This is a genomic window from Streptomyces sp. NPDC003016 (assembly GCF_053591455.1).
In genome coordinates this window covers 69,856-87,114 of sequence record NZ_JBSFTV010000006.1, presented here as the reverse complement: position 1 = coordinate 87,114, position 17,259 = coordinate 69,856, and the positions used below count along the sequence as shown (strand labels likewise).

Annotated in this window: 17 protein-coding genes; 11 read left to right on the top strand and 6 right to left on the bottom strand. The window is 72.2% G+C overall.

The window, feature by feature from the left end; genetic code table 11:
- The first annotated feature begins 128 nt into the window (after nucleotides 1-128).
- Nucleotides 129-662 carry a DoxX family protein gene (locus tag ACWDZ4_RS06850; RefSeq protein WP_451507384.1) on the top strand — a complete coding sequence of 178 codons (534 nt, stop codon included), beginning with the start codon at nucleotides 129-131 and terminating at the stop codon, nucleotides 660-662.
- On the opposite strand, the gene ACWDZ4_RS06845 is transcribed toward ACWDZ4_RS06850, so the two are convergent.
- Both ACWDZ4_RS06845 and ACWDZ4_RS06840 read right to left on the bottom strand, forming a co-directional pair.
- Nucleotides 572-910, bottom strand: coding sequence for a hypothetical protein (locus tag ACWDZ4_RS06845; protein WP_451507383.1), 339 nt, complete (start codon nucleotides 908-910; stop codon nucleotides 572-574). The two genes, ACWDZ4_RS06850 and ACWDZ4_RS06845, sit on opposite strands and share 91 nt — an antisense overlap.
- Entirely contained in the window at nucleotides 897-2,222 is a 1,326-nt protein-coding gene (locus ACWDZ4_RS06840) for a PspC domain-containing protein (RefSeq protein WP_451507382.1), read from the bottom strand. The genes ACWDZ4_RS06845 and ACWDZ4_RS06840 overlap by 14 nt, the downstream gene beginning before the upstream one ends.
- 149 nt (nucleotides 2,223-2,371) lie before the next feature.
- Here ACWDZ4_RS06840 and ACWDZ4_RS06835 point away from each other — a divergent pair, with 149 nt between their 5' ends.
- From ACWDZ4_RS06835 to ACWDZ4_RS06820, 4 genes are all read left to right on the top strand, one after another.
- On the top strand, nucleotides 2,372-3,676 hold the full coding sequence (locus tag ACWDZ4_RS06835; RefSeq protein ID WP_451507381.1) for a PspC domain-containing protein: 1,305 nt from the start codon (nucleotides 2,372-2,374) through the stop codon (nucleotides 3,674-3,676).
- The gene (locus ACWDZ4_RS06830) at nucleotides 3,673-4,344 is read left to right on the top strand and encodes a LuxR C-terminal-related transcriptional regulator (protein ID WP_451507380.1); all 672 of its coding nucleotides are present in this window, start codon (nucleotides 3,673-3,675) and stop codon (nucleotides 4,342-4,344) included. The genes ACWDZ4_RS06835 and ACWDZ4_RS06830 overlap by 4 nt, the downstream gene beginning before the upstream one ends.
- 141 nt (nucleotides 4,345-4,485) lie before the next feature.
- Entirely contained in the window at nucleotides 4,486-6,495 is a 2,010-nt protein-coding gene (locus ACWDZ4_RS06825) for an ATP-binding protein (protein WP_451507379.1), read from the top strand.
- On the top strand, nucleotides 6,492-8,057 hold the full coding sequence (locus tag ACWDZ4_RS06820; protein ID WP_451507378.1) for an ABC transporter substrate-binding protein: 1,566 nt from the start codon (nucleotides 6,492-6,494) through the stop codon (nucleotides 8,055-8,057). Before ACWDZ4_RS06825 ends, ACWDZ4_RS06820 begins: the two co-directional genes overlap by 4 nt.
- A 7-nt stretch (nucleotides 8,058-8,064) precedes the next feature.
- Here ACWDZ4_RS06820 and ACWDZ4_RS06815 read toward each other — a convergent pair whose 3' ends face one another.
- Entirely contained in the window at nucleotides 8,065-8,655 is a 591-nt protein-coding gene (locus ACWDZ4_RS06815; RefSeq protein WP_451507377.1) for an NADAR family protein, read from the bottom strand.
- Nucleotides 8,656-8,665: 10 nt separating this feature from the next.
- The gene (locus ACWDZ4_RS06810) at nucleotides 8,666-9,082 is read right to left on the bottom strand and encodes an ATP-binding protein (protein ID WP_451507376.1); all 417 of its coding nucleotides are present in this window, start codon (nucleotides 9,080-9,082) and stop codon (nucleotides 8,666-8,668) included.
- A 70-nt stretch (nucleotides 9,083-9,152) separates the two neighbouring features.
- Here ACWDZ4_RS06810 and ACWDZ4_RS06805 point away from each other — a divergent pair, with 70 nt between their 5' ends.
- The 4 genes from ACWDZ4_RS06805 (at nucleotide 9,153) to ACWDZ4_RS06790 (ending at nucleotide 12,149) form a co-directional block, all read left to right on the top strand.
- A complete protein-coding gene (locus tag ACWDZ4_RS06805) occupies nucleotides 9,153-9,956 on the top strand; it encodes a helix-turn-helix domain-containing protein (RefSeq protein WP_451507375.1) in 804 nt (267 codons plus the stop codon).
- On the top strand, nucleotides 9,953-10,195 hold the full coding sequence (locus ACWDZ4_RS06800; protein WP_451507374.1) for a DUF397 domain-containing protein: 243 nt from the start codon (nucleotides 9,953-9,955) through the stop codon (nucleotides 10,193-10,195). The genes ACWDZ4_RS06805 and ACWDZ4_RS06800 overlap by 4 nt, the downstream gene beginning before the upstream one ends.
- Before the next feature lie 413 nt (nucleotides 10,196-10,608).
- Entirely contained in the window at nucleotides 10,609-11,352 is a 744-nt protein-coding gene (locus ACWDZ4_RS06795; RefSeq protein WP_451507373.1) for a hypothetical protein, read from the top strand.
- A gap of 149 nt (nucleotides 11,353-11,501) precedes the next feature.
- A complete protein-coding gene (locus ACWDZ4_RS06790; RefSeq protein WP_451507372.1) occupies nucleotides 11,502-12,149 on the top strand; it encodes a class I SAM-dependent methyltransferase in 648 nt (215 codons plus the stop codon).
- Nucleotides 12,150-12,520: 371 nt separating this feature from the next.
- Here ACWDZ4_RS06790 and ACWDZ4_RS06785 read toward each other — a convergent pair whose 3' ends face one another.
- Nucleotides 12,521-12,676 (bottom strand): hypothetical protein, encoded by a 156-nt coding sequence (locus tag ACWDZ4_RS06785; RefSeq protein ID WP_451507371.1) that lies wholly within the window; start codon nucleotides 12,674-12,676, stop codon nucleotides 12,521-12,523.
- 83 nt (nucleotides 12,677-12,759) lie between these two features.
- Nucleotides 12,760-13,857, bottom strand: a complete 1,098-nt coding sequence (locus ACWDZ4_RS06780; RefSeq protein ID WP_451507370.1) for an NlpC/P60 family protein — start codon at nucleotides 13,855-13,857, stop codon at nucleotides 12,760-12,762.
- Between the two features lie 348 nt (nucleotides 13,858-14,205).
- On the opposite strand from ACWDZ4_RS06780, the gene ACWDZ4_RS06775 reads away from it, so the two are divergent.
- The gene (locus ACWDZ4_RS06775) at nucleotides 14,206-14,559 is read left to right on the top strand and encodes a hypothetical protein (protein ID WP_451507369.1); all 354 of its coding nucleotides are present in this window, start codon (nucleotides 14,206-14,208) and stop codon (nucleotides 14,557-14,559) included.
- A gap of 203 nt (nucleotides 14,560-14,762) precedes the next feature.
- Nucleotides 14,763-17,228, top strand: coding sequence for a DNA helicase PcrA (gene pcrA, locus ACWDZ4_RS06770; protein ID WP_451507368.1), 2,466 nt, complete (start codon nucleotides 14,763-14,765; stop codon nucleotides 17,226-17,228).
- Nucleotides 17,229-17,259: the final 31 nt, after the last annotated feature.

Here is a 17,259-nt window from a genome sequence, read left to right as displayed (position 1 = left end):
GGCGCGGGGAGAGTGCCCGCGGGCGGCTGTTTGAGCCCGGTCACCACCGCACGCGTATCCCTCTTCGAGCAGCGCGGGAAGAATCGTGCTCGCGCCGCACGGGCGCTTCGGAGAGGCGGGACCAGACCATGACCCACGGGTATCGGACCGACGGCGGCACGACCGGCACGGGGCGGGGCGACGGGCCGCGCGGGCGCGGCGGCCTGCGGGCCACGGCGAGCCGCTACGCGCTGCTGCCCCTGCGGATCTTCCTCGGCGTCACCTTCGTCTACGCCGGGCTCGACAAGCTGACGGACAGCCGGTTCATGTCGGCGGCCGGCACCGGGTCGATCGGCGACATGATGCGCGCCGTACGCGACAGCTCGGCCGTCCCCGCCCTCGTCGACCTCGCCCTCAAGAACCCCGAGGGCTTCGGCCGCACCATCGCCGTCGGTGAACTCGCCGTCGGCGTCGCCACCTTGATCGGGCTGCTCGCACGGCCGGCCGCGCTGGGCGGGGCGCTGATCTCGCTGAGCCTGTGGCTGACCGTGAGCTGGCAGACCGATCCGTACTACTACGGGAACGACCTGGTCTACCTCGTGGCCTGGCTGCCGCTGGTGCTCGCGGGCGCCGCGTTCTTCTCCGTCGACGCCGCCCTGGCGGCGCGCCGGCGCACGCTGTAGGCCACCCAGCTCGCCGTGCCCGCGACCAGCAGTCCGAGGCACAGTGCCGGGAGCGCCAGGTAGGAGGGGACGTGCCAGAGGCCGCCGGCGTCACCCGCGTACGCGACGGCCGTGCCCAGCAGGACGAGACCGGTGATCAGCTTGCCGGGCTTGAACTCGTGCCGGAAACGGGACGGGCGGCGACGCCGGGGGCCGGTCTCTGTCCGCGTGTGCGTGGGTGTCCGCGTGTGCGCCTCACTTCGCCGCACGGGTCACCTCCATCTGTCCGACGCCGACTTCCAGACGCAGATCGAGCGTCCCGGCGGGCTCGCTGTCCTGCGGCGGCTTCAGCGTCTGCTGCCGGTCGTGGTCCGTCCGGACGTGGAGGCCCTGCCGCGTCTGCCCCGGCAGCCGGAGGCCGCCGGCGCCCAGCTCCGTGCGGAGTTCCACCGTCGCGTCCTTCGGTACGACGACCTTGAGCAGCCCGGCGCCGACCTCCGCCCGGGTGGCCACCGACGAGCCCGCGGGGACGCGCACACCGCTGAGGTCGAGCGTGCCCACGCCCGATCCGAGCTCGTATCCCGGCCGCACGGCCGAGACCGACGCGGGGGTCCAGTCCGTACGCGTCCAGTCCGTGGAGACCTGCTTCGGCAGCGCGGCGGACCCGGCCAGCAACAGCGCCGTGATCACGGCGAGGAAGACCGAGCCGACGCTCGTACGCCCGCGGAAGGCGCTGACCGCGATGCCGAGCCCGAAGACGCCGATCGCACAGGACAGGCCGGTCTGGAGGCTCGTGCCGAGCGGCCGCGTGTCCCACGTCAGACCGGTGCCGAGCCCGGCCGCCACCACGGCCAGCAGGAACACCCGGCCGCCGATGCCGCGCGGACCGTGCGTCGCCGGGTCGCGCCGCTGCCGCGGGGGGCCGCCGGGGGTGTCGGCCCGGTCCCGGCCCCGGTCCGGCTCCGTGTCCTCGGCCGTATCCTCGGGCCCCCACAGATAGCCGGCGGCGACCGGGCCCGTGGTGCCGTCCTTGACGATGGGGTCCCGCCACCAGGAGGGCGCGCCGGGCACGGGCGGCGCCTGCGTCTCGGGCGGCGCGACCGCCGCCACCTGCGCGGCCACCGGATCGAGCGGGCCGGCCGTGGGATCGGCGAGACGGCGGCGCCGGGACCAGTAACCGGTGCCGGCGAGGGCGATCGAGAGCATGACGGCGAAGCCGAGGACGGAGCCGTTGTTCAGCATCGAGAGGAAGAGGCCGCAGCCGGTGAGGGCGAAGAGCACGGCGATGAGGGTGGCGCCGTCGACCCGGCCCGTGAGCAGCCGGCGGGCCTCGTTCTCGTCCTCGCCGTCGAGGGGGACGACGAGCCACGCGAAGCCGTAGAAGATCAGGCCGATGCCGCCGGTGACGGTCAGGACGCCGAGGCCGATCCGGAAGATCACCGGGTCGACGTCGAAGTGCCGGCCGAGCCCGCCGCACACGCCGCCCACCAGCTTGTGCCGCTTGCTGCGGCACAGCGGGGGCTGCGGCGACGGCTCCTCGGCGGCTCCCCGGGGAGCGGCGGTGTCGTACGGCTGTGTCATACGTCCATGGTGCGGGGCGTTCCGGCGCCGCTCCACCCGCGCCGACCCTGGACGATCCCTGATTTCCGCCCCTGGCGCCCCGGAGGTCAGGGGCACGTAGGGGGCCGACCCTGATGCCCGTCCCCGCCCGCACGTGTGACCATCGGGGCATGCCAGTCGCCACGCCCCGCCGAGCCGCGGGCTCCCACGCCCCCGAGCCGGAGGAGCCGCAGCCGCGCAAGCTCTACCGCAGCGCCGAGGGGCGGATGCTCGGAGGCGTCGCGCGCGGGCTCGCCGGGCATCTCGGGGTGCCGGTCGTATGGGTACGGATCGTCTTCCTCGTCCTCTTCCTGGCGGACGGCATGGGCGCGCTGCTGTACGCCGTCTTCTGGTTCGTGGTGCCGCTCGGCGTGGGCGGCGTGGGCGGAGGCACGGGCGCGCCGCGCTCGGCCTTCGAGACCGCGCCCGACGGGCGCCGCAGGCTCCGCAAGCCCGACAAGGGCCAGGTCTTCGCGCTCTGCGCGCTGCTCGTCGGCGCCGGCACCTTCGTCAGCAGCGTCGAAGTCGGCGGCCAGGCCGGGCGGTACGTCTGGCCCGCGCTGCTGATCAGCCTGGGCGTCGTCCTCGTGTGGCGCCAGGCCGACAACGCGCGCCGCGCCCACTGGACGGGGACCGGCCGCCGTCGCCGGATGCTGCAACTCGCGCGCGGCATGGCGGGGGTCGCACTGGTCGGCGTGGGCCTGACCGCGTTCCTGGTGGTACGGGGATCCGCCGCGCAGCTCGGCAGCGTACTGACGGCGGCGCTCGCGGTCGTCGCCGGCATCGCGCTCCTCGCGGGCCCCTGGCTGGTCCGGATGACCCAGGACCTGTCCGAGGAGCGCCTGATGCGCATCCGCGCCCAGGAACGCGCCGAAGTCGCGGCCCACGTCCACGACTCGGTCCTCCACACCCTGACCCTGATCCAGCGCAACGCGCAGGACGCGGGGGAGGTGCGGCGCCTCGCCCGCGCCCAGGAGCGGGAACTGCGCAACTGGCTCTACAAGCCGGAGGGCAACGGCAAGGACGAGTCGCAGGAGCCCGACACCCTGGCCGAGGCGGTCAAGCGCACGGCGGCCGAGGTCGAGGACAAGCACGGCGTGCCGCTGGAGGTCGTGGTCGTCGGCGACTGCCCGCTCGACGACGGACTGACCGCGCAGATGCAGGCCGCGCGCGAGGCGATGGTGAACGCCGCCAAGTACGGTGGCGAGGGCGGGGCGGTGCAGGTCTACGCGGAGGTCGAGGGCCGGACGGTCTTCGTGTCCGTACGGGACCGGGGACCCGGGTTCGACCTGGACGCGGTGCCGGACGACCGGATGGGCGTACGGGAGTCGATCATCGGGCGGATGCAGCGCAACGGCGGCACGGCGAGGCTGCGTTCCGCGCCCGACGGGGGCACGGAAGTCGAGCTTGAGATGGAGAGGGCGGCGGACGCATGACGGAGGACAGGCGTGTACGGGTGGTGCTGGTGGACGACCACCGGATGTTCCGTACGGGAGTGCGGGCGGAGATCGGGCAGACCGGGGCGACCGGCGTCGAGGTGGTCGGCGAGGCCGCCGACGTCGACCAGGCGGTCACGGTCATCACGGCGACCCGCCCCGAGGTGGTCCTGCTCGACGTCCACCTGCCGGGCGGCGGCGGCGTCGAGGTCCTGCGCCGCTGCGCGCCGCTGATGCAGGCGGCGGAGAACCCGGTGCGGTTCCTGGCCCTGTCGGTGTCGGACGCGGCGGAGGACGTGATCGGCGTGATCCGGGGCGGCGCGCGGGGGTACGTGACGAAGACGATCACCGGCACCGACCTCGTCGACTCGGTCTTCCGGGTGCAGGACGGCGACGCCGTGTTCTCGCCCCGGCTGGCGGGCTTCGTGCTCGACGCGTTCGCGTCGACGGACGCGCCGCCGGTCGACGAGGACCTGGACCGCCTCACCCAGCGCGAACGCGAGGTGCTGCGGCTGATCGCGCGGGGTTACGCGTACAAGGAGATCGCGAAGCAGCTCTTCATCTCGGTCAAGACGGTCGAGAGCCACGTGTCCGCGGTCCTGCGCAAGCTCCAGCTCTCCAACCGGCACGAGCTGACGCGCTGGGCGACGGCACGCCGGCTGGTGTGAGGCCGGTGACCGGCCACCGGTCACCGGTGTGAGATGCGTCCTTTGCCAATCCCTTGTCAATCCCCTTGCGCCGCAGGGATATTGATCCTCCTCTGGTGACGCCGCACCGACGTGGCGCCGGACGCGGGAGGAAGCGGACTGATGCCGCGGGACTGGGCAGGGGAGTCGGAGCGCGACCGGTCGGTGCAGACGTACGTCGAGTCGCTGATCCTCCCCGGGGACGGCGGCCGGAGCCGTACGGCGGCCGGGAACCAGCCCGTCACCCTGACGCTCGGCCCGCGGGGCAGCGGCAAGACCACCCTGCTGCGGGCCCTCGCCGCGTGGGCGGAGACGACGCCGGTGGTCCTGCTCGACCTCGCCGAACTCTCACGGCAGGAGAAGCGGCCCGTCGACGTGCTGAGCGCCGTGGCGTTCGGCCTGGAGCCCCGCAAGAAGCACGTGCCGCGCATCTCCTTCCGCGCCTTCCGGCCGGTGTGCACCGCCCTCGCCGTCGAGGTGACCCCCGAGAACCGGGCCGGCGCCCGGCGCCGGATGGCACAGGCGCTGGCGGGCCCCCCGTCCCAGTGGCTGGCGGACGTCAACCAGGTGGCGCAGATCGCCGCCTCGATGGTGGGCCTGCCGTCCGCGGTGACCGCCGCACTCCAGTTGCTGCCGCTGGGCGAGCGGGGCTGGACGCGCGGCCGCCTCCACCGGCGGCTCTCGGGCATCCGGCGGGCCACCGCCATCACGTCGGCCCTGGACTTCCTGATCGAGCTGAACCTCGCCTACAACGGCGGGGCCGGTGAGGACCGCAGGCGCACGGAACGCGTCGTCTGCGAGGTCTTCCTCCGCGATCTGCGGCAGTGCTACGCCAGGAAGCACTGGGCCGTACGGTGCCTGCTGCTGCTGGACAACGCCGACAACCCGCTCGGCGGCGAGGTGCTGCGGCTGCTCCTGGAGGAGCGGCAGCCGGACGCCCCCGACCCGCTGGTGGTCCTCGCCATGGCCGGCAGCTACCCGGAGCGGCTCCAGGACGTCGCGTTCGGCTGGCAGCACGCGGGCGGCGGCAGCCCCGGCGAATGGGCCGCCGGCACGGCCTTCGACCCGCGGTGCGTCACCGACGGACTGCGGGTGGGCCGGCTGCGCGACCTGACCAGGAACGAAGTGGAACGCCAGGCCGAGGAGATACTGCGGACGGCGGCGGCGCCCGCGCCCCGGGGCGACGCGGGACTGCGCTGGCTCGGCTGGGCGGTGTACGAACTCACCCGCGGCCAGCCCGAGGGCACCGCCCGCGTCCTCGCCAAGCTCCTCGAATTCGAGCGCACGGTGGCGTGGGAGGAGCGGCTGCGGCAGACCCTCGAACCGTCGGGCGGCGTCGTGCGCGAGCTGCTGAACAGACTCCTGCCGATCGACCCGCCGGAGGGCTTGCGCCAGGCACTGATCAGAGCGGCCGCGGCCCCCGACCTCGCGCAGGCGCTCGCCACCCGCGCGTTACGGGACGAAGCCGCGGACCATCTGCGCACGGAGTTCCGCTCCTTCTGCCGGGACGGGCTGCGCACCATGCACATCGGCACCGGCGACGAGCACGCCGACGGCCGCCCCGAGACCCCGCACCCGCTGCTGCGCCGCCTGCTGCTCGGCGCGCTCGACGACCCGGACGCGGTGCACACCGCGCTGCGGGCGGAGGCCCTGGGCCGGGACGACCCGCGCCAGGCGGCGTACCACGCGCTGGCCTGCGGCGACCTGCCCGCGGCGGCGGCGTACCTGGACGGGATCTTCGAGCAGGTGCGGCCCGAGAAGTGGTGCGGGGAACTGTGCCGGCTGCGCAGGGCCCCGCTGCCCGCCCACGTCGGCGGCGGCGCCGGCATCACACCGTGGCGCAGGTACGAATCCCTCGTGCACCACCTCGGCGACGCCGCCGTCGGCCCCCGCCTGCGCACCATCACCCGGCTGCTCGCCGCCAGCTGGCTCGGCCCGGAACCGGTGCCCGACCCCGCCACCGACCTGGTCGGCGACCCGTACCGCGAACCGCTCGGCGATCCGTACGCCTCGCTCTACGCGGAGATCAACGCGCGCTTCCACACCCTGGCCACCGCCCACACGGAACACGTCGCCTGGACGGCCGTGCTGCTGGACAAGGCGGGACAGTACGACAAGGAGCCCTGGCGATGAACCCGACGCGGCCGACCGTCACACCCCCCAGGCCCCCGCTCAACCGGGTCCTGTGGTCCGTCGTGGCGCTGGTCGTGCTGGCGGCGCTGGCCTACGGGGGCGTATGGCTGGCCGAGGAGGCCGGGCAGTGCGCCGACGACGTCGACAAGGCCGACGGAGGCGAGTGCGTCGGCGTGACGGGCATGACCGACGACCCGTACGCCTTCCCCGGCCTGCGGGACATCAGCGAGAAGATCCGCGCGGAGAACCGCCGGATCGAGAAGACCGGCGAGAAGTCGGTGGCGGTCGCCTACCTGGAGCCGATGTCCGGCGGCGCCGACGACCGCGGCCCGGAGGGCACGCGCCAGGCGGTCACGGGCGCGCACATCGCCCAGCTGCGGCTCAACGCCGAGCGCGGCACCCTCCCCCGCATCCGCCTGCTGCTGGCCAACACCGGCCGCCACGACGCGCACGCGGACCAGGTGGTCGGCCGGCTCCTCGAGTTGAAGGACGAGCAACGGCTGGTGGCGGTCGCGGGCATCGGCCAGAGCAACGCGCACACGGCCGAGGCGGTGAAGAGGCTGCGGGAAGCGGGGGTGCCGACCGTCGGCGCGACGGTCGCCGCCGACGAGCTGAGCTCCCGCGAGAAGCCGGGGTTCTTCCGGGTGTCCTTCCCCGCCAGGGACCAGGCGTCCGCGGCGGTCCGCTACTTCAAGCGGCAGCAGGACAAGCACGCCGGATCGGGCTCGGACCCGGAATCCGGCTACCGGGTCCAGGTGGTCAGGAACACCACGGAGGGCGACATCTACAACGCCTCCCTCTACAACGGCTTCAAGGCGGCCGCCGACCGCCAGGGCCTGGAGGTGGACCCGGAAGTCGTCCCCTTCAGCACCGGCCCGGCCTCGCAGGGAGAGGGCAACGCCCTGCGCGTGGTCGCGGAGAAGATCTGCGGTACGGGCCCGCCGCCGGACGCGGTGTACTTCGCCGGCCGGGGCCGGGAGCTGCGCAGCTTCATCGAGGCCGCCGGGGAGAACCGGCGCAGCTGCCCCGTGACCGTCCTCTCCGGCTCCAGCGCGGTGGGCGTGTACTTCGACACCAGCACCCAGGAGCGCGAGGAGGAACTGGCGGAGCTGGGCAGGCGCTGGGAAGCCGGCGGCCTGAAGGTCTACTACACGGCGTACACCCACCCCGAAGCGGCGGCGGACCTCTACGGCGGCCGGGAACGCGGACCGTACGCCGACTTCGAGCGCCACTACCTGGAGGTGCGCGGCGGCAGCGTGGACGCGCTGGCCAACGGCCAGGCGATGGTCGGGCACGACGCGGTGTACACGGTCGGCATCGCCGCCCGCCGGGCCGTCGACAGCTACGGCCCGGAACACGTCACCGCGGCGACGGTCCACGAACTGCTGGGCCAGACCAACGGCTCGTTCCGGGTGCGCGGCGCCAGCGGCGAAATAGCGTTCGACCCGGACACCGGCGAGCTGACCGACCGGCCGATGGCCCTGGTGGAGCTGGGCCCGCCGGGGGAGCGGGGCAGCAAGGACAGGGGGCGGTACCGGTACGTCGAACCGCTGAAGCCGTGAGGCGCCCTCAGCTGTTCCCTGCGTTCCCCAGCGCGTCGCGCGCGTCCATCAGGGCGAAGCCGAGCAGATTCAGCCCGCGCCAGGTGGTGGGGGTCGCGGCGCGTTCGTCGTCGGCCGCCAGGCCGATGCCCCAGATCCGGTCCCGCGGGCTGGCTTCGACCAGGACGCGGTTGCGGGTGCCCAGGAGGTACGCGCGCAAGTCGTCGTGCTGTCCGAACTTGGCGATGTTGCCGCGTACGACGATTGCGTACCGGTGCTCGCGCCAGAGCACCTCGTCGAAGCCGGCGATCCGACGCCCCAGGGACTTCGCCTCGGCGGGGTGCTCGGCGTCGAGGATCTCGGCGGCGGTGCCGGGGTCGTCGAAGAGCCACGCCTTGTGCGCCATCATGTAGTGCTCGGCGGAGCGGTAGGTGCGGCCGTCCTCGGTGAACTCGACGGGCCACCACTGGCTGAGGCAGCCGGGCCCGGCGGCGGCGCCGGGAGTGGGCCGGTGGCCCCAGAAGCAGAGGTAGCGCAGACGGGTACCGGCGGTGTGTTCTGCGACGACGGCCTCCCCGACGGACTTGGGGAGAAGAGGTACGCGGGGATCGTTCGGCATGGGCGCACCGTTACACACCGGTGTCGGCCGCCTCAAGGCAATTGACCTCGAACCACACCGTCTTGCCGACCCCGCACTCCCGTGGCGCGGCCCCCCACCGCCCGGCGAGCGCCGCGACCAGTGCGAGCCCGCGCCCCGTCTCGTCGTCCGGCGCCGCGTCGCGCGGATGCGGGAGGACGACGCAGGCGTCCGACACCTCGACACGCAGGACGTCGTCCCGTACCGCGCACCGCACCCGGATCTCCCGGCCGGGCGCGCAGCCCGCATGGCGCAGGGAGTTCGTCACGAGCTCGCTGAGGAGGAGTACGGCGGTCTCGGCGACGGCGTCGGGCACCTTCCACCCCCGCGCCTGCTCGGCGAGGAGGGCGCGGGCACGGCGGACGCTGCGGGGGTGGCGGCGGAAATGCCACTCGATGGGGTCGTTCATGGCTCATACGGTGCAGAGGTGGGAATAGCCTGCTGAAGTAACGGCTCGCGTACAGAGGGTGGTTGTACCCATGGCGAATCCCGAACCGCCGATGGCGTGGCGGTACTGCGGCAACCAGATCAAGCGGTGGCGTGAGCGGGCGGGAGTGACGCGGGAGGCGCTGGCCGAGGAGGCCAGTTGCAGCTACGAGTACGTGAAGTCGATGGAGACGGGGCGGCGCAAGCCGACGCTGCATCTGTTGCAGGTGGCGGACGGGCTGTGCGGGGCGGGTGGGTTGCTGATCGCGGCGCGGGAGTATCTCGTACCGGAAAAGTTCCCGTCGTACTCACAGGACTACATGCGGTACGAGGCCGAGGCGCCCATCATCAGTTGGTACGAGCCGCTGCTCATGCCGGGTCTGTTGCAGACGGAAGAGACGGCGCGAGCCCTATTCAATGAGCACTTGCCTCCGCTGGACGACGAGACGATCGATGTGCGCGTTAGGGCGCGGCTGGAGCGCCAGCACTTGCTGGACAAGCAGACCAAGTCTTTCAACTTTGTGCTCAGCGAAGTAATTCTGCGCTACCCGGTCGGTACTGAGGCAGAGCACGCGCGTCAACTGACTCGTCTGCTGGAGCTGGGGGAACGGCGCAATGTGGCTATCCAAGTCTTGCCGTTCAAGGGTGCGCACCCTGGGCTGCTTGGTCCTTTTGTCCTGCTGGAAACGCCAGATCACGGCCGTCTCGCCTACGAAGAGGGGCAGACGACCGGCGTGCTGTACTCCGACCCGGAAAAGATCAGGGTCGTCACCCAGCGCCATGCCATGATCCTCCGGCAGGCTCTCAGTATGGAGGAGTCGGCACGCTTTATGAGGAAGTTGACGGAGGCGCTATGAGCACCGGACTGACCTGGTTCAAGTCGAGCTACAGCAACAGCGAAGGTGGCGCCTGCATCGAGGTCGCCGTGGCCTGGCGGAAGTCGACGTACAGCGGCACTGAAGGCGGCAACTGCGTAGAGGTAGCCACCTGCCCCGACACCGTCCACGTCCGTGACTCGAAGCTCAAGGACGGCCCCGAACTCACCCTCCCCGCCCCCTCCTGGGCTCAATTCGTCGCGTACGCAACGCGCGGCTGAGCTTCGAGATTCGGGCGGCGAGACCCGAGCGTCCTTTTCAAGGAATGGGTGGTGGGCTATGCCCACCCACCCTCCCAACTACCGCGTCGCGCCCGCGAGGTGACTTTTCGTGATCGGCTTGCCACGCGGCGTGTCTTCCCTCTAGCGTTCGCAGCAACAAACGACCCCGACCGGTGTTAGCAGCACCGAGCCGGGGTCTGACCTTCAAGATCGAAACGAGCGATCTCTTGGCTGCCGACGATTTTAGTCCTGCCCTGCGCCCGTCCGCACACCCCCAGGCCAGTCCGGGGTACGGGAAACGTTGCGCGCCCGGCCAACCCCCGCGCCGCAAGGGGGACTTCACCGACCTCCCGGCCCGGGAGGCGTATCTCGCGTCGTACATCGACCGGTTGCCGGAAGGTGCCGCGATTGACGTGAAGACCCTCGCCAAGGAGCAGCCCCTCTACGGCCAGCAGGCCGTGCGCTCCGCGCTGCGCGAGCTGTCCCGCGTCGGTCACCTGCGGCGCTTCAAGGAGAAGGTGGGCGAGGAGTGCACGCGCTGGGTGTGGCGTACGTACTTCTCGCGTGCCGCTCGTGACGACGCCTGGTGGGAGCGGTTCGAGGCCGGTGACGTACCGGATGCGGACGTGGTGGGAGAGGTGGACGTGGAGCCGGTGCGGGAGAGCCGGGCTTCCGGCCGTTCGGCGGCGTACGACGTCCTTGCCTCGCTCGGCCGGACCGACCCCCGCCTGGCGCTTTCCGCCGCCGAATGCGCGGCGCTGGAGGCCGACGCGGCGCAGTGGCTGGCGCGTGGGGCGAGCATGGACCACCTCGTGCGCGCGCTCACGGCAGGGCTTCCCGAGTCGGTGCACTCGCCGGGGGGCATCGTCCGCAGCCGACTGCGCGAGAAGCTGCCGCCCGAGCCCGCGCCCGAGCCCGCGAAGGGGGCGGCGCGGCGCCGGGTGATGGCGTGCACGGAGTGCGGGACGCCCGGCGGCTCCGTATCGCTGCCGGGCGGGCTCTGCCAGACCTGCCGGGGGCTTCCGGCGGAGGTGGTCCGCCGTCGTGTGGACGAACTGCGGGCGATCAATGACGTCCGGTACCGGAAAGGCGCCGGGACGGCCAGTGGCTCGTCCCGCATCGCTGACCGGGTGGTCGACGTGTCGCCCGTCGGGTGAGCAGGCTGTCTCCAGGACTCGGTCTCGGAAGTGGGCGTGGGGCGTCGACCGGGTGTGTTCGCCCGGCCCGTCAGCACCGGCTTCGCGCCCGGGTCACCGATCCGGCAGCGGACCGATTGCGCGACCGGGCAGGAACTACAGTCGTGAGCATGGTCGAACACGATGCCCTCCGCGCCACCCGCGCGGCCTACGACGCCGCTGCCCCCACGTATGTGCAACTGTTCCGCGACGCGCTGCGCGACAGGCCCCTGGACCGCGCGATCCTGGGTGCCTTCGCCGAGGTCGTCCGTGCGGGTGGGGACGGTCGGGTCGCGGACCTGGGGTGTGGGCCCGGGGATGTCACCGCTTATCTGGACGGGCTGGGGCTGGCGGCGTTCGGCGTCGATGCCTCTCCCGTGATGATCGAGCTGGCTCGACAGGCCCATCCGGGCCTGCGGTTCGACGTGGGCTCGATGGCCGCGCTGGACATCGCTGACGGCGTGCTGGGCGGCGTACTCTCCCGTTGGTCCGTCATCCACACTCCGCCGCGAGAACTCCCCGTCATCCTGGCGGAGTTCCACCGTGTGCTGGCACCTGGCGGCCACCTTCTGATCGGCTTTTCGGCAAGCGAGGGCCCGTCTCGTCCGACGCAGGTCTTCGATCACGCCGTCGCGCCGGCGTATCGGTGGTCGCCCGATCACCTCGCCGCGAAGCTGCGCACGTCAGGTTTGGCCGAGGTGGCCCGGATGGTTCGCGAGCCTCAGCCCACCGACCGGCGGCAGTTCCAGGAGGTCCACCTGCTCGCCCGCAAAGCCTAGGCAGACGAGGGGGCCTGGCCCGACGGCGCGCTCGGCGAGCTGGTCCGCGAGATCCGCAGCGAGAACCTCGGCGTCTTCGCCGTCGCCGAGCGCCTGCGCGCCCGGCGCATCCGAAAGGAACGGCTCAGGTCGTAGCCGTAGCCGTAGCCGTGGCGGTGGTCGCTGCGAGTCGCCGCAGCCGGCAGCCGGGTGACGGTTCACCCTGGCCTCCCTGGCCGAGGAGAACCGCGCCCCTCGCGCCCCTGGCCAGGGGCCATGCACGGTGGCTTCCGGAATCAGCACACCTGGGCGGCCACCTCAGGCACGGGCGCAGGCAGGGGCGCAGGCGCCGGGTAGCCGGACCCGGCGCCTGCGCCCCCGCTCTACGACCCTCAGTACTGCCTGCGGCCGCCCCGCAGCCGTCCCAGCAGCTGCTTGGCCTGGGAGCGCTTCCTGGGGTCGGACGCCGCCCGGCGTCCCTGTGCGATCGTCCGGCGCCCCTGCGGGCTGCTTGCGTACTGCTTGATCCGGTTGATGATGCCCGGCATGGTCGGCCCTCCGTTCACGGTGGTGGCATATGGAGTGGCGTGCGTTGTGCCCTACGTACGGCACCTACCCCGTGCTGCCGGGCCTACGCGGGCCGTGTCGCCCCCGCGAACGGCATCTGGTCGATCGGGGCCACGCGGACCGGGGCGCCGGGGCGTGGGGCGTGGATCATCTGGCCGTTGCCGATGTAGAGGCCCACGTGGCTGAGGCCGGAGTAGAAGAAGACCAGGTCCCCGGGGGCGAGCTGGGAGCGCGGGACGCGCTGCCCGGCGTTGATCTGCGTGTACGTCGTACGGGGGAGCGAGACGCCCGCCGACCTCCAGGCCGCCTGGGTCAGGCCCGAGCAGTCGAAGGCGGAGGGTCCCGTGGCGCCCCAGACGTACGGTTTGCCGATCGCCCCGTACGCGAAGGAGACCGCCTGGCCGGCGCGGGAACCGGGCGCCCGGGCCGGGCCATCGCGCGGGGCGTCCCGGCCGGTCCGGCCGGTCTGGCCGGTCCGGTCGTTTCGGTCGGCGCGGGCGGGGGCGGCGGCCGGTGCGCCGTGGCCGTCCTGCCGCGCGTACTGGGCCCGCTGCTCCGCCGTGAGCCGGGAGAGCAGCTTCTCGGCCGTACCGAGCCTGTCCTGGATCTTCGCCTTGTGGGCGCGCAGGTCCTTCTGCTGCGACGAGAGCTCCTCCAGATGCTCGTCCGCCTCCGCCCGCAACTGCGCGATCCTGCCGAGCTGCTGCCGCATTCCGGCGACGGCCGCCGCCTGCCGGTCGCCGGCGCGCTCGGCGATCGCGGCGCGCTCCAGGTACCGGTCCGGGTCGGACGTGAGCGCGACCTGCACGGACGGGTCGATCGCGCCCGCGCGGTACTGGGCGGTGGCGAGCGAACCCAGTGCGTCGCGCGAGGTGTTGAGGCGTTCGGTCCTGCGGGCCGCCTCGTCGCGCAGCCTGTCCAGCGACCTGCGGCTGCTGTCCGCCTTCTCCTGCACGCCGTTGTACTTCTCGGTGGCGACCTCCGCCTCGTGGTAGAGCTGGTCGACCTTCGCCTTCACCTGAGCGGGGGTGAGGGCGGGTTCCGCGTGCCCGGTGCTGTCGAACGCGGTGGCGCTCGCGGCCGAGGCGAGCGCGAGGGTCGCGGCGGTGCGGGCGGTACTGCCGGTGAGCGTGCGTTGCTTGGGCTTTCGGTGCCTGGCCACGAGGGCGTACACGTCCTTCCGTCCTGTACGGCGCTGTACGTCGGCCGCTCGCATCCGGCGGGGGCCGCACGGGGCGGCGGCCCACCGCCGGACCTTCGGCGGGGGCGGCCGACCGCCGCTCCGGGCGGGGCGGCGGTGGGGAATCGGCCACCTGGGGAGGGACGTTAAGCCGGAGGGTCACGGGGGAGAGTCACTATGACCGACAGTGGTCGAAACAGGCTTTCCGTGTACGGAGATGAGAAGGGGACCCGTGCCGGAACGGAACATTCCGCTCTTCCGTGACCGATACGGCGATGGCGGGCACACCTGGCGGCAAGGGCTGCTAAGGCCAGGGCTAGGCTCCGGCTCATGGACGTACTCAGCAATGTCTTCGTCGGCCTGCACATCATCGGCATCGCCTCGCTGCTCGGCGGCTTCCTGACCCAGATGAAGGCGATGGGCGCGGGAACGGCCCGCTTCACGCCCGCGATGCTGCACGGCGCGCTGACCATGCTGATCACGGGCGTGGCGCTGGTGGGCCTCCATCAGGCGGACGGCCAGAGCGTGAACAACCTCAAGATCGGCATCAAGCTGGCGGTCCTCGTGGTGATCCTCGGCCTCGTGTACGTCAAGCGGGACGAGGAGAAGGCGGAGAAGGCGCTCTTCGGGGCGGTCGGCGGGCTGACCGTCGCCAACATCTTCATCGCGGTGCTCTGGACCTGAGCCCGGCCGCTCCGGACCCCGGCGACCCGGTCGCCGTGCGGTCACCGCCGTGGGTGATCACCGCAAGGCCGGGCGTGCGGCCTCCACGGGCGGCGTGAGGAAGGTCACGGACGGCGGATCGCCGGTTCCCACCGGTCCGGACCGAGTGGGGCGGGGCGAATCCGGGGCGGGCTGTCGGTGGACCCGCCTAAGCTTGGACAACGATGAGCAGCCTCTTTGACGACAGCTTCCTGGCCGGCCTCCAGCACGCGCAGGACGCGGACCCGCCGCCCCCCGAGGACACCGACACCGCCCCGGAGGAGGTTCCGCACGACCTCTTCGCGGGCGCCTTCGACGCGCCCCCGGTGGCCAGGGACGCGTACTACCGGGACGGCGCGCCGCGCCCCGTCGTGGACGCCGCCGCGCTGCTCGACGGGCTGAACGAAGAGCAGCGCGCCGCCGTCGTGCACGCCGGGTCACCGCTGCTCATCGTGGCGGGCGCCGGCTCCGGAAAGACCCGGGTGCTCACCCACCGCATCGCGTACCTGCTGGCCAACCGGGGTGTGCACCCCGGCCAGATCCTCGCGATCACCTTCACCAACAAGGCCGCGGGCGAGATGAAGGAGCGCGTCGAGGAGCTCGTCGGCCCGCGCGCGGGCCACATGTGGGTCTCCACCTTCCACAGCGCGTGCGTGCGCATCCTGCGCCGCGAGTCGAAGAAGCTCGGTTTCACGTCCTCGTTCTCGATCTACGACGCCGCCGACTCCAAGCGCCTGATGGCGCTCGTCTGCCGCGACCTCGACCTCGATCCGAAGCGCTTCCCGCCCAAGGCGTTCAGCGCCAAGGTCTCGAACCTGAAGAACGAGCTGATAGACGAGGAGACCTTCGCGGGGCAGGCCGCCGACGGCTTCGAGAAGACCCTGGCGCAGGCGTACGGGATGTACCAGGCGCGGCTGCGCGAGGCCAACGCGCTGGACTTCGACGACATCATCATGACCACGGTGCACCTGCTCCAGGCGTTCCCGGACGTCGCCGAGCACTACCGGCTGCGCTTCCGCCACGTCATGGTCGACGAGTACCAGGACACCAACCACGCCCAGTACACGCTCGTGCGCGAACTGGTGGGCCCGTCCGGCGAGGGGCAGGCCCCGGCCGAGCTGTGCGTCGTGGGCGACGCCGACCAGTCGATCTACGCCTTCCGCGGCGCCACGATCCGCAACATCCTCCAGTTCGAGGAGGACTACCCGGACGCGACGACGATCCTGCTGGAGCAGAACTACCGCTCCACGCAGACCATCCTCACCGCCGCCAACGCCGTCATCGAGCGCAACGAGAACCGGCGGCCGAAGAACCTGTGGACGGACGCCGGGGCGGGCTCGCTGATCACCGGGTACGTCGCGGACACCGAGCACGACGAGGCGCAGTTCGTCGCCGAGGAGATCGACCGGCTGACGGACGCGGGCGACGCGAAGGCCGGCGACGTCGCCGTCTTCTACCGTACGAACGCCCAGTCCCGCGTCTTCGAGGAGATCTTCATCCGCGTCGGACTGCCCTACAAGGTCGTCGGCGGCGTGCGCTTCTACGAGCGCAAGGAGGTCCGGGACGTGCTCGCGTACCTGCGCGTCCTGGCCAATCCCGAGGACACCGTTCCGCTGCGCCGCATCCTGAACGTACCGAAGAGGGGCATCGGCGACCGCGCCGAGGCGATGATCGACGCGCTGTCGCTGCGCGAGCGGATCAGCTTCCCGCAGGCGCTGCGGCGCGTGGACGAGGCGTACGGCATGGCGGCCCGCTCGTCGAACGCCGTGAAGCGCTTCAACACGTTGATGGAGGAGCTCCGCACGATCGTCGAGTCGGGGGCGGGGCCCGCCACGGTGCTGGAGGCCGTCCTCGAACGGACCGGCTATCTCGCCGAGTTGCAGGCGTCGACCGACCCGCAGGACGAGACGCGCATCGAGAACCTCCAGGAACTCGCCGCGGTGGCGCTGGAGTTCGAGCAGGAGCGGGAGGGGGAGGAGCCGGGGACGCTGGCCGAGTTCCTGGAGAAGGTGGCGCTCGTCGCCGACTCCGACCAGATCCCCGACGAGGACGAGGACGGGTCCGGAGTCATCACGCTGATGACGCTGCACACCGCCAAGGGCCTTGAGTTCCCCGTGGTGTTCCTGACGGGCATGGAGGACGGCGTCTTCCCGCACATGCGCGCGCTCGGCCAGACCAAGGAGCTGGAGGAGGAGCGGCGCCTCGCGTACGTCGGCATCACGCGCGCCCGCGAGCGGCTCTACCTGACGCGGGCGTCGATGCGCAGCGCGTGGGGGCAGCCCTCGTACAACCCGCCGTCGCGGTTCCTGGAGGAGATCCCGGAGACGTATCTGACCTGGAAGCGCAAGGGGGCGCAGATTCCGGCGGGGCCGGTGTCGGGCGTCGCCTCGTCGCTGTCGTCCTCGCTGTCCTCGTCGCGGTCGCGGTCCGGGGGCGGCGGCGGAGGCGCTTCGGGGTTCGCCACGCGGCGGGCCCCGGACAAGCCGGTGGTCGCGCTGTCGGTCGGTGACCGGGTCACGCACGACCAGTTCGGGCTCGGCACCGTGATGACGGTGACGGGGACGGGGGCGGACGCACAGGCGACGATCGACTTCGGCGACGAGCGGCCGAAGAAGCTGCTGCTGCGGTACGCGCCGGTCGAGAAGCTGTAGGGACCGCGCGGCCTCGCGTCCTGCGGGGCCG

What these genes read in the sequence shown, in the direction of transcription:
- ACWDZ4_RS06850 (WP_451507384.1), top strand. Translation starts at nt 129, where the DNA reads ATGACCCACGGGTATCGGACCGACGGCGGCACGACCGGCACGGGGCGG.
- ACWDZ4_RS06840 (WP_451507382.1), bottom strand. Translation starts at nt 2,222, where the DNA reads ATGACACAGCCGTACGACACCGCCGCTCCCCGGGGAGCCGCCGAGGAG.
- ACWDZ4_RS06835 (WP_451507381.1), top strand. Translation starts at nt 2,372, where the DNA reads ATGCCAGTCGCCACGCCCCGCCGAGCCGCGGGCTCCCACGCCCCCGAG.
- ACWDZ4_RS06830 (WP_451507380.1), top strand. Translation starts at nt 3,673, where the DNA reads ATGACGGAGGACAGGCGTGTACGGGTGGTGCTGGTGGACGACCACCGG.
- ACWDZ4_RS06825 (WP_451507379.1), top strand. Translation starts at nt 4,486, where the DNA reads ATGCCGCGGGACTGGGCAGGGGAGTCGGAGCGCGACCGGTCGGTGCAG.
- ACWDZ4_RS06820 (WP_451507378.1), top strand. Translation starts at nt 6,492, where the DNA reads ATGAACCCGACGCGGCCGACCGTCACACCCCCCAGGCCCCCGCTCAAC.
- ACWDZ4_RS06815 (WP_451507377.1), bottom strand. Translation starts at nt 8,655, where the DNA reads ATGCCGAACGATCCCCGCGTACCTCTTCTCCCCAAGTCCGTCGGGGAG.
- ACWDZ4_RS06810 (WP_451507376.1), bottom strand. Translation starts at nt 9,082, where the DNA reads ATGAACGACCCCATCGAGTGGCATTTCCGCCGCCACCCCCGCAGCGTC.
- ACWDZ4_RS06805 (WP_451507375.1), top strand. Translation starts at nt 9,153, where the DNA reads ATGGCGAATCCCGAACCGCCGATGGCGTGGCGGTACTGCGGCAACCAG.
- ACWDZ4_RS06800 (WP_451507374.1), top strand. Translation starts at nt 9,953, where the DNA reads ATGAGCACCGGACTGACCTGGTTCAAGTCGAGCTACAGCAACAGCGAA.
- ACWDZ4_RS06790 (WP_451507372.1), top strand. Translation starts at nt 11,502, where the DNA reads ATGGTCGAACACGATGCCCTCCGCGCCACCCGCGCGGCCTACGACGCC.
- ACWDZ4_RS06785 (WP_451507371.1), bottom strand. Translation starts at nt 12,676, where the DNA reads ATGCCGGGCATCATCAACCGGATCAAGCAGTACGCAAGCAGCCCGCAG.
- ACWDZ4_RS06775 (WP_451507369.1), top strand. Translation starts at nt 14,206, where the DNA reads ATGGACGTACTCAGCAATGTCTTCGTCGGCCTGCACATCATCGGCATC.
- pcrA (WP_451507368.1), top strand. Translation starts at nt 14,763, where the DNA reads ATGAGCAGCCTCTTTGACGACAGCTTCCTGGCCGGCCTCCAGCACGCG.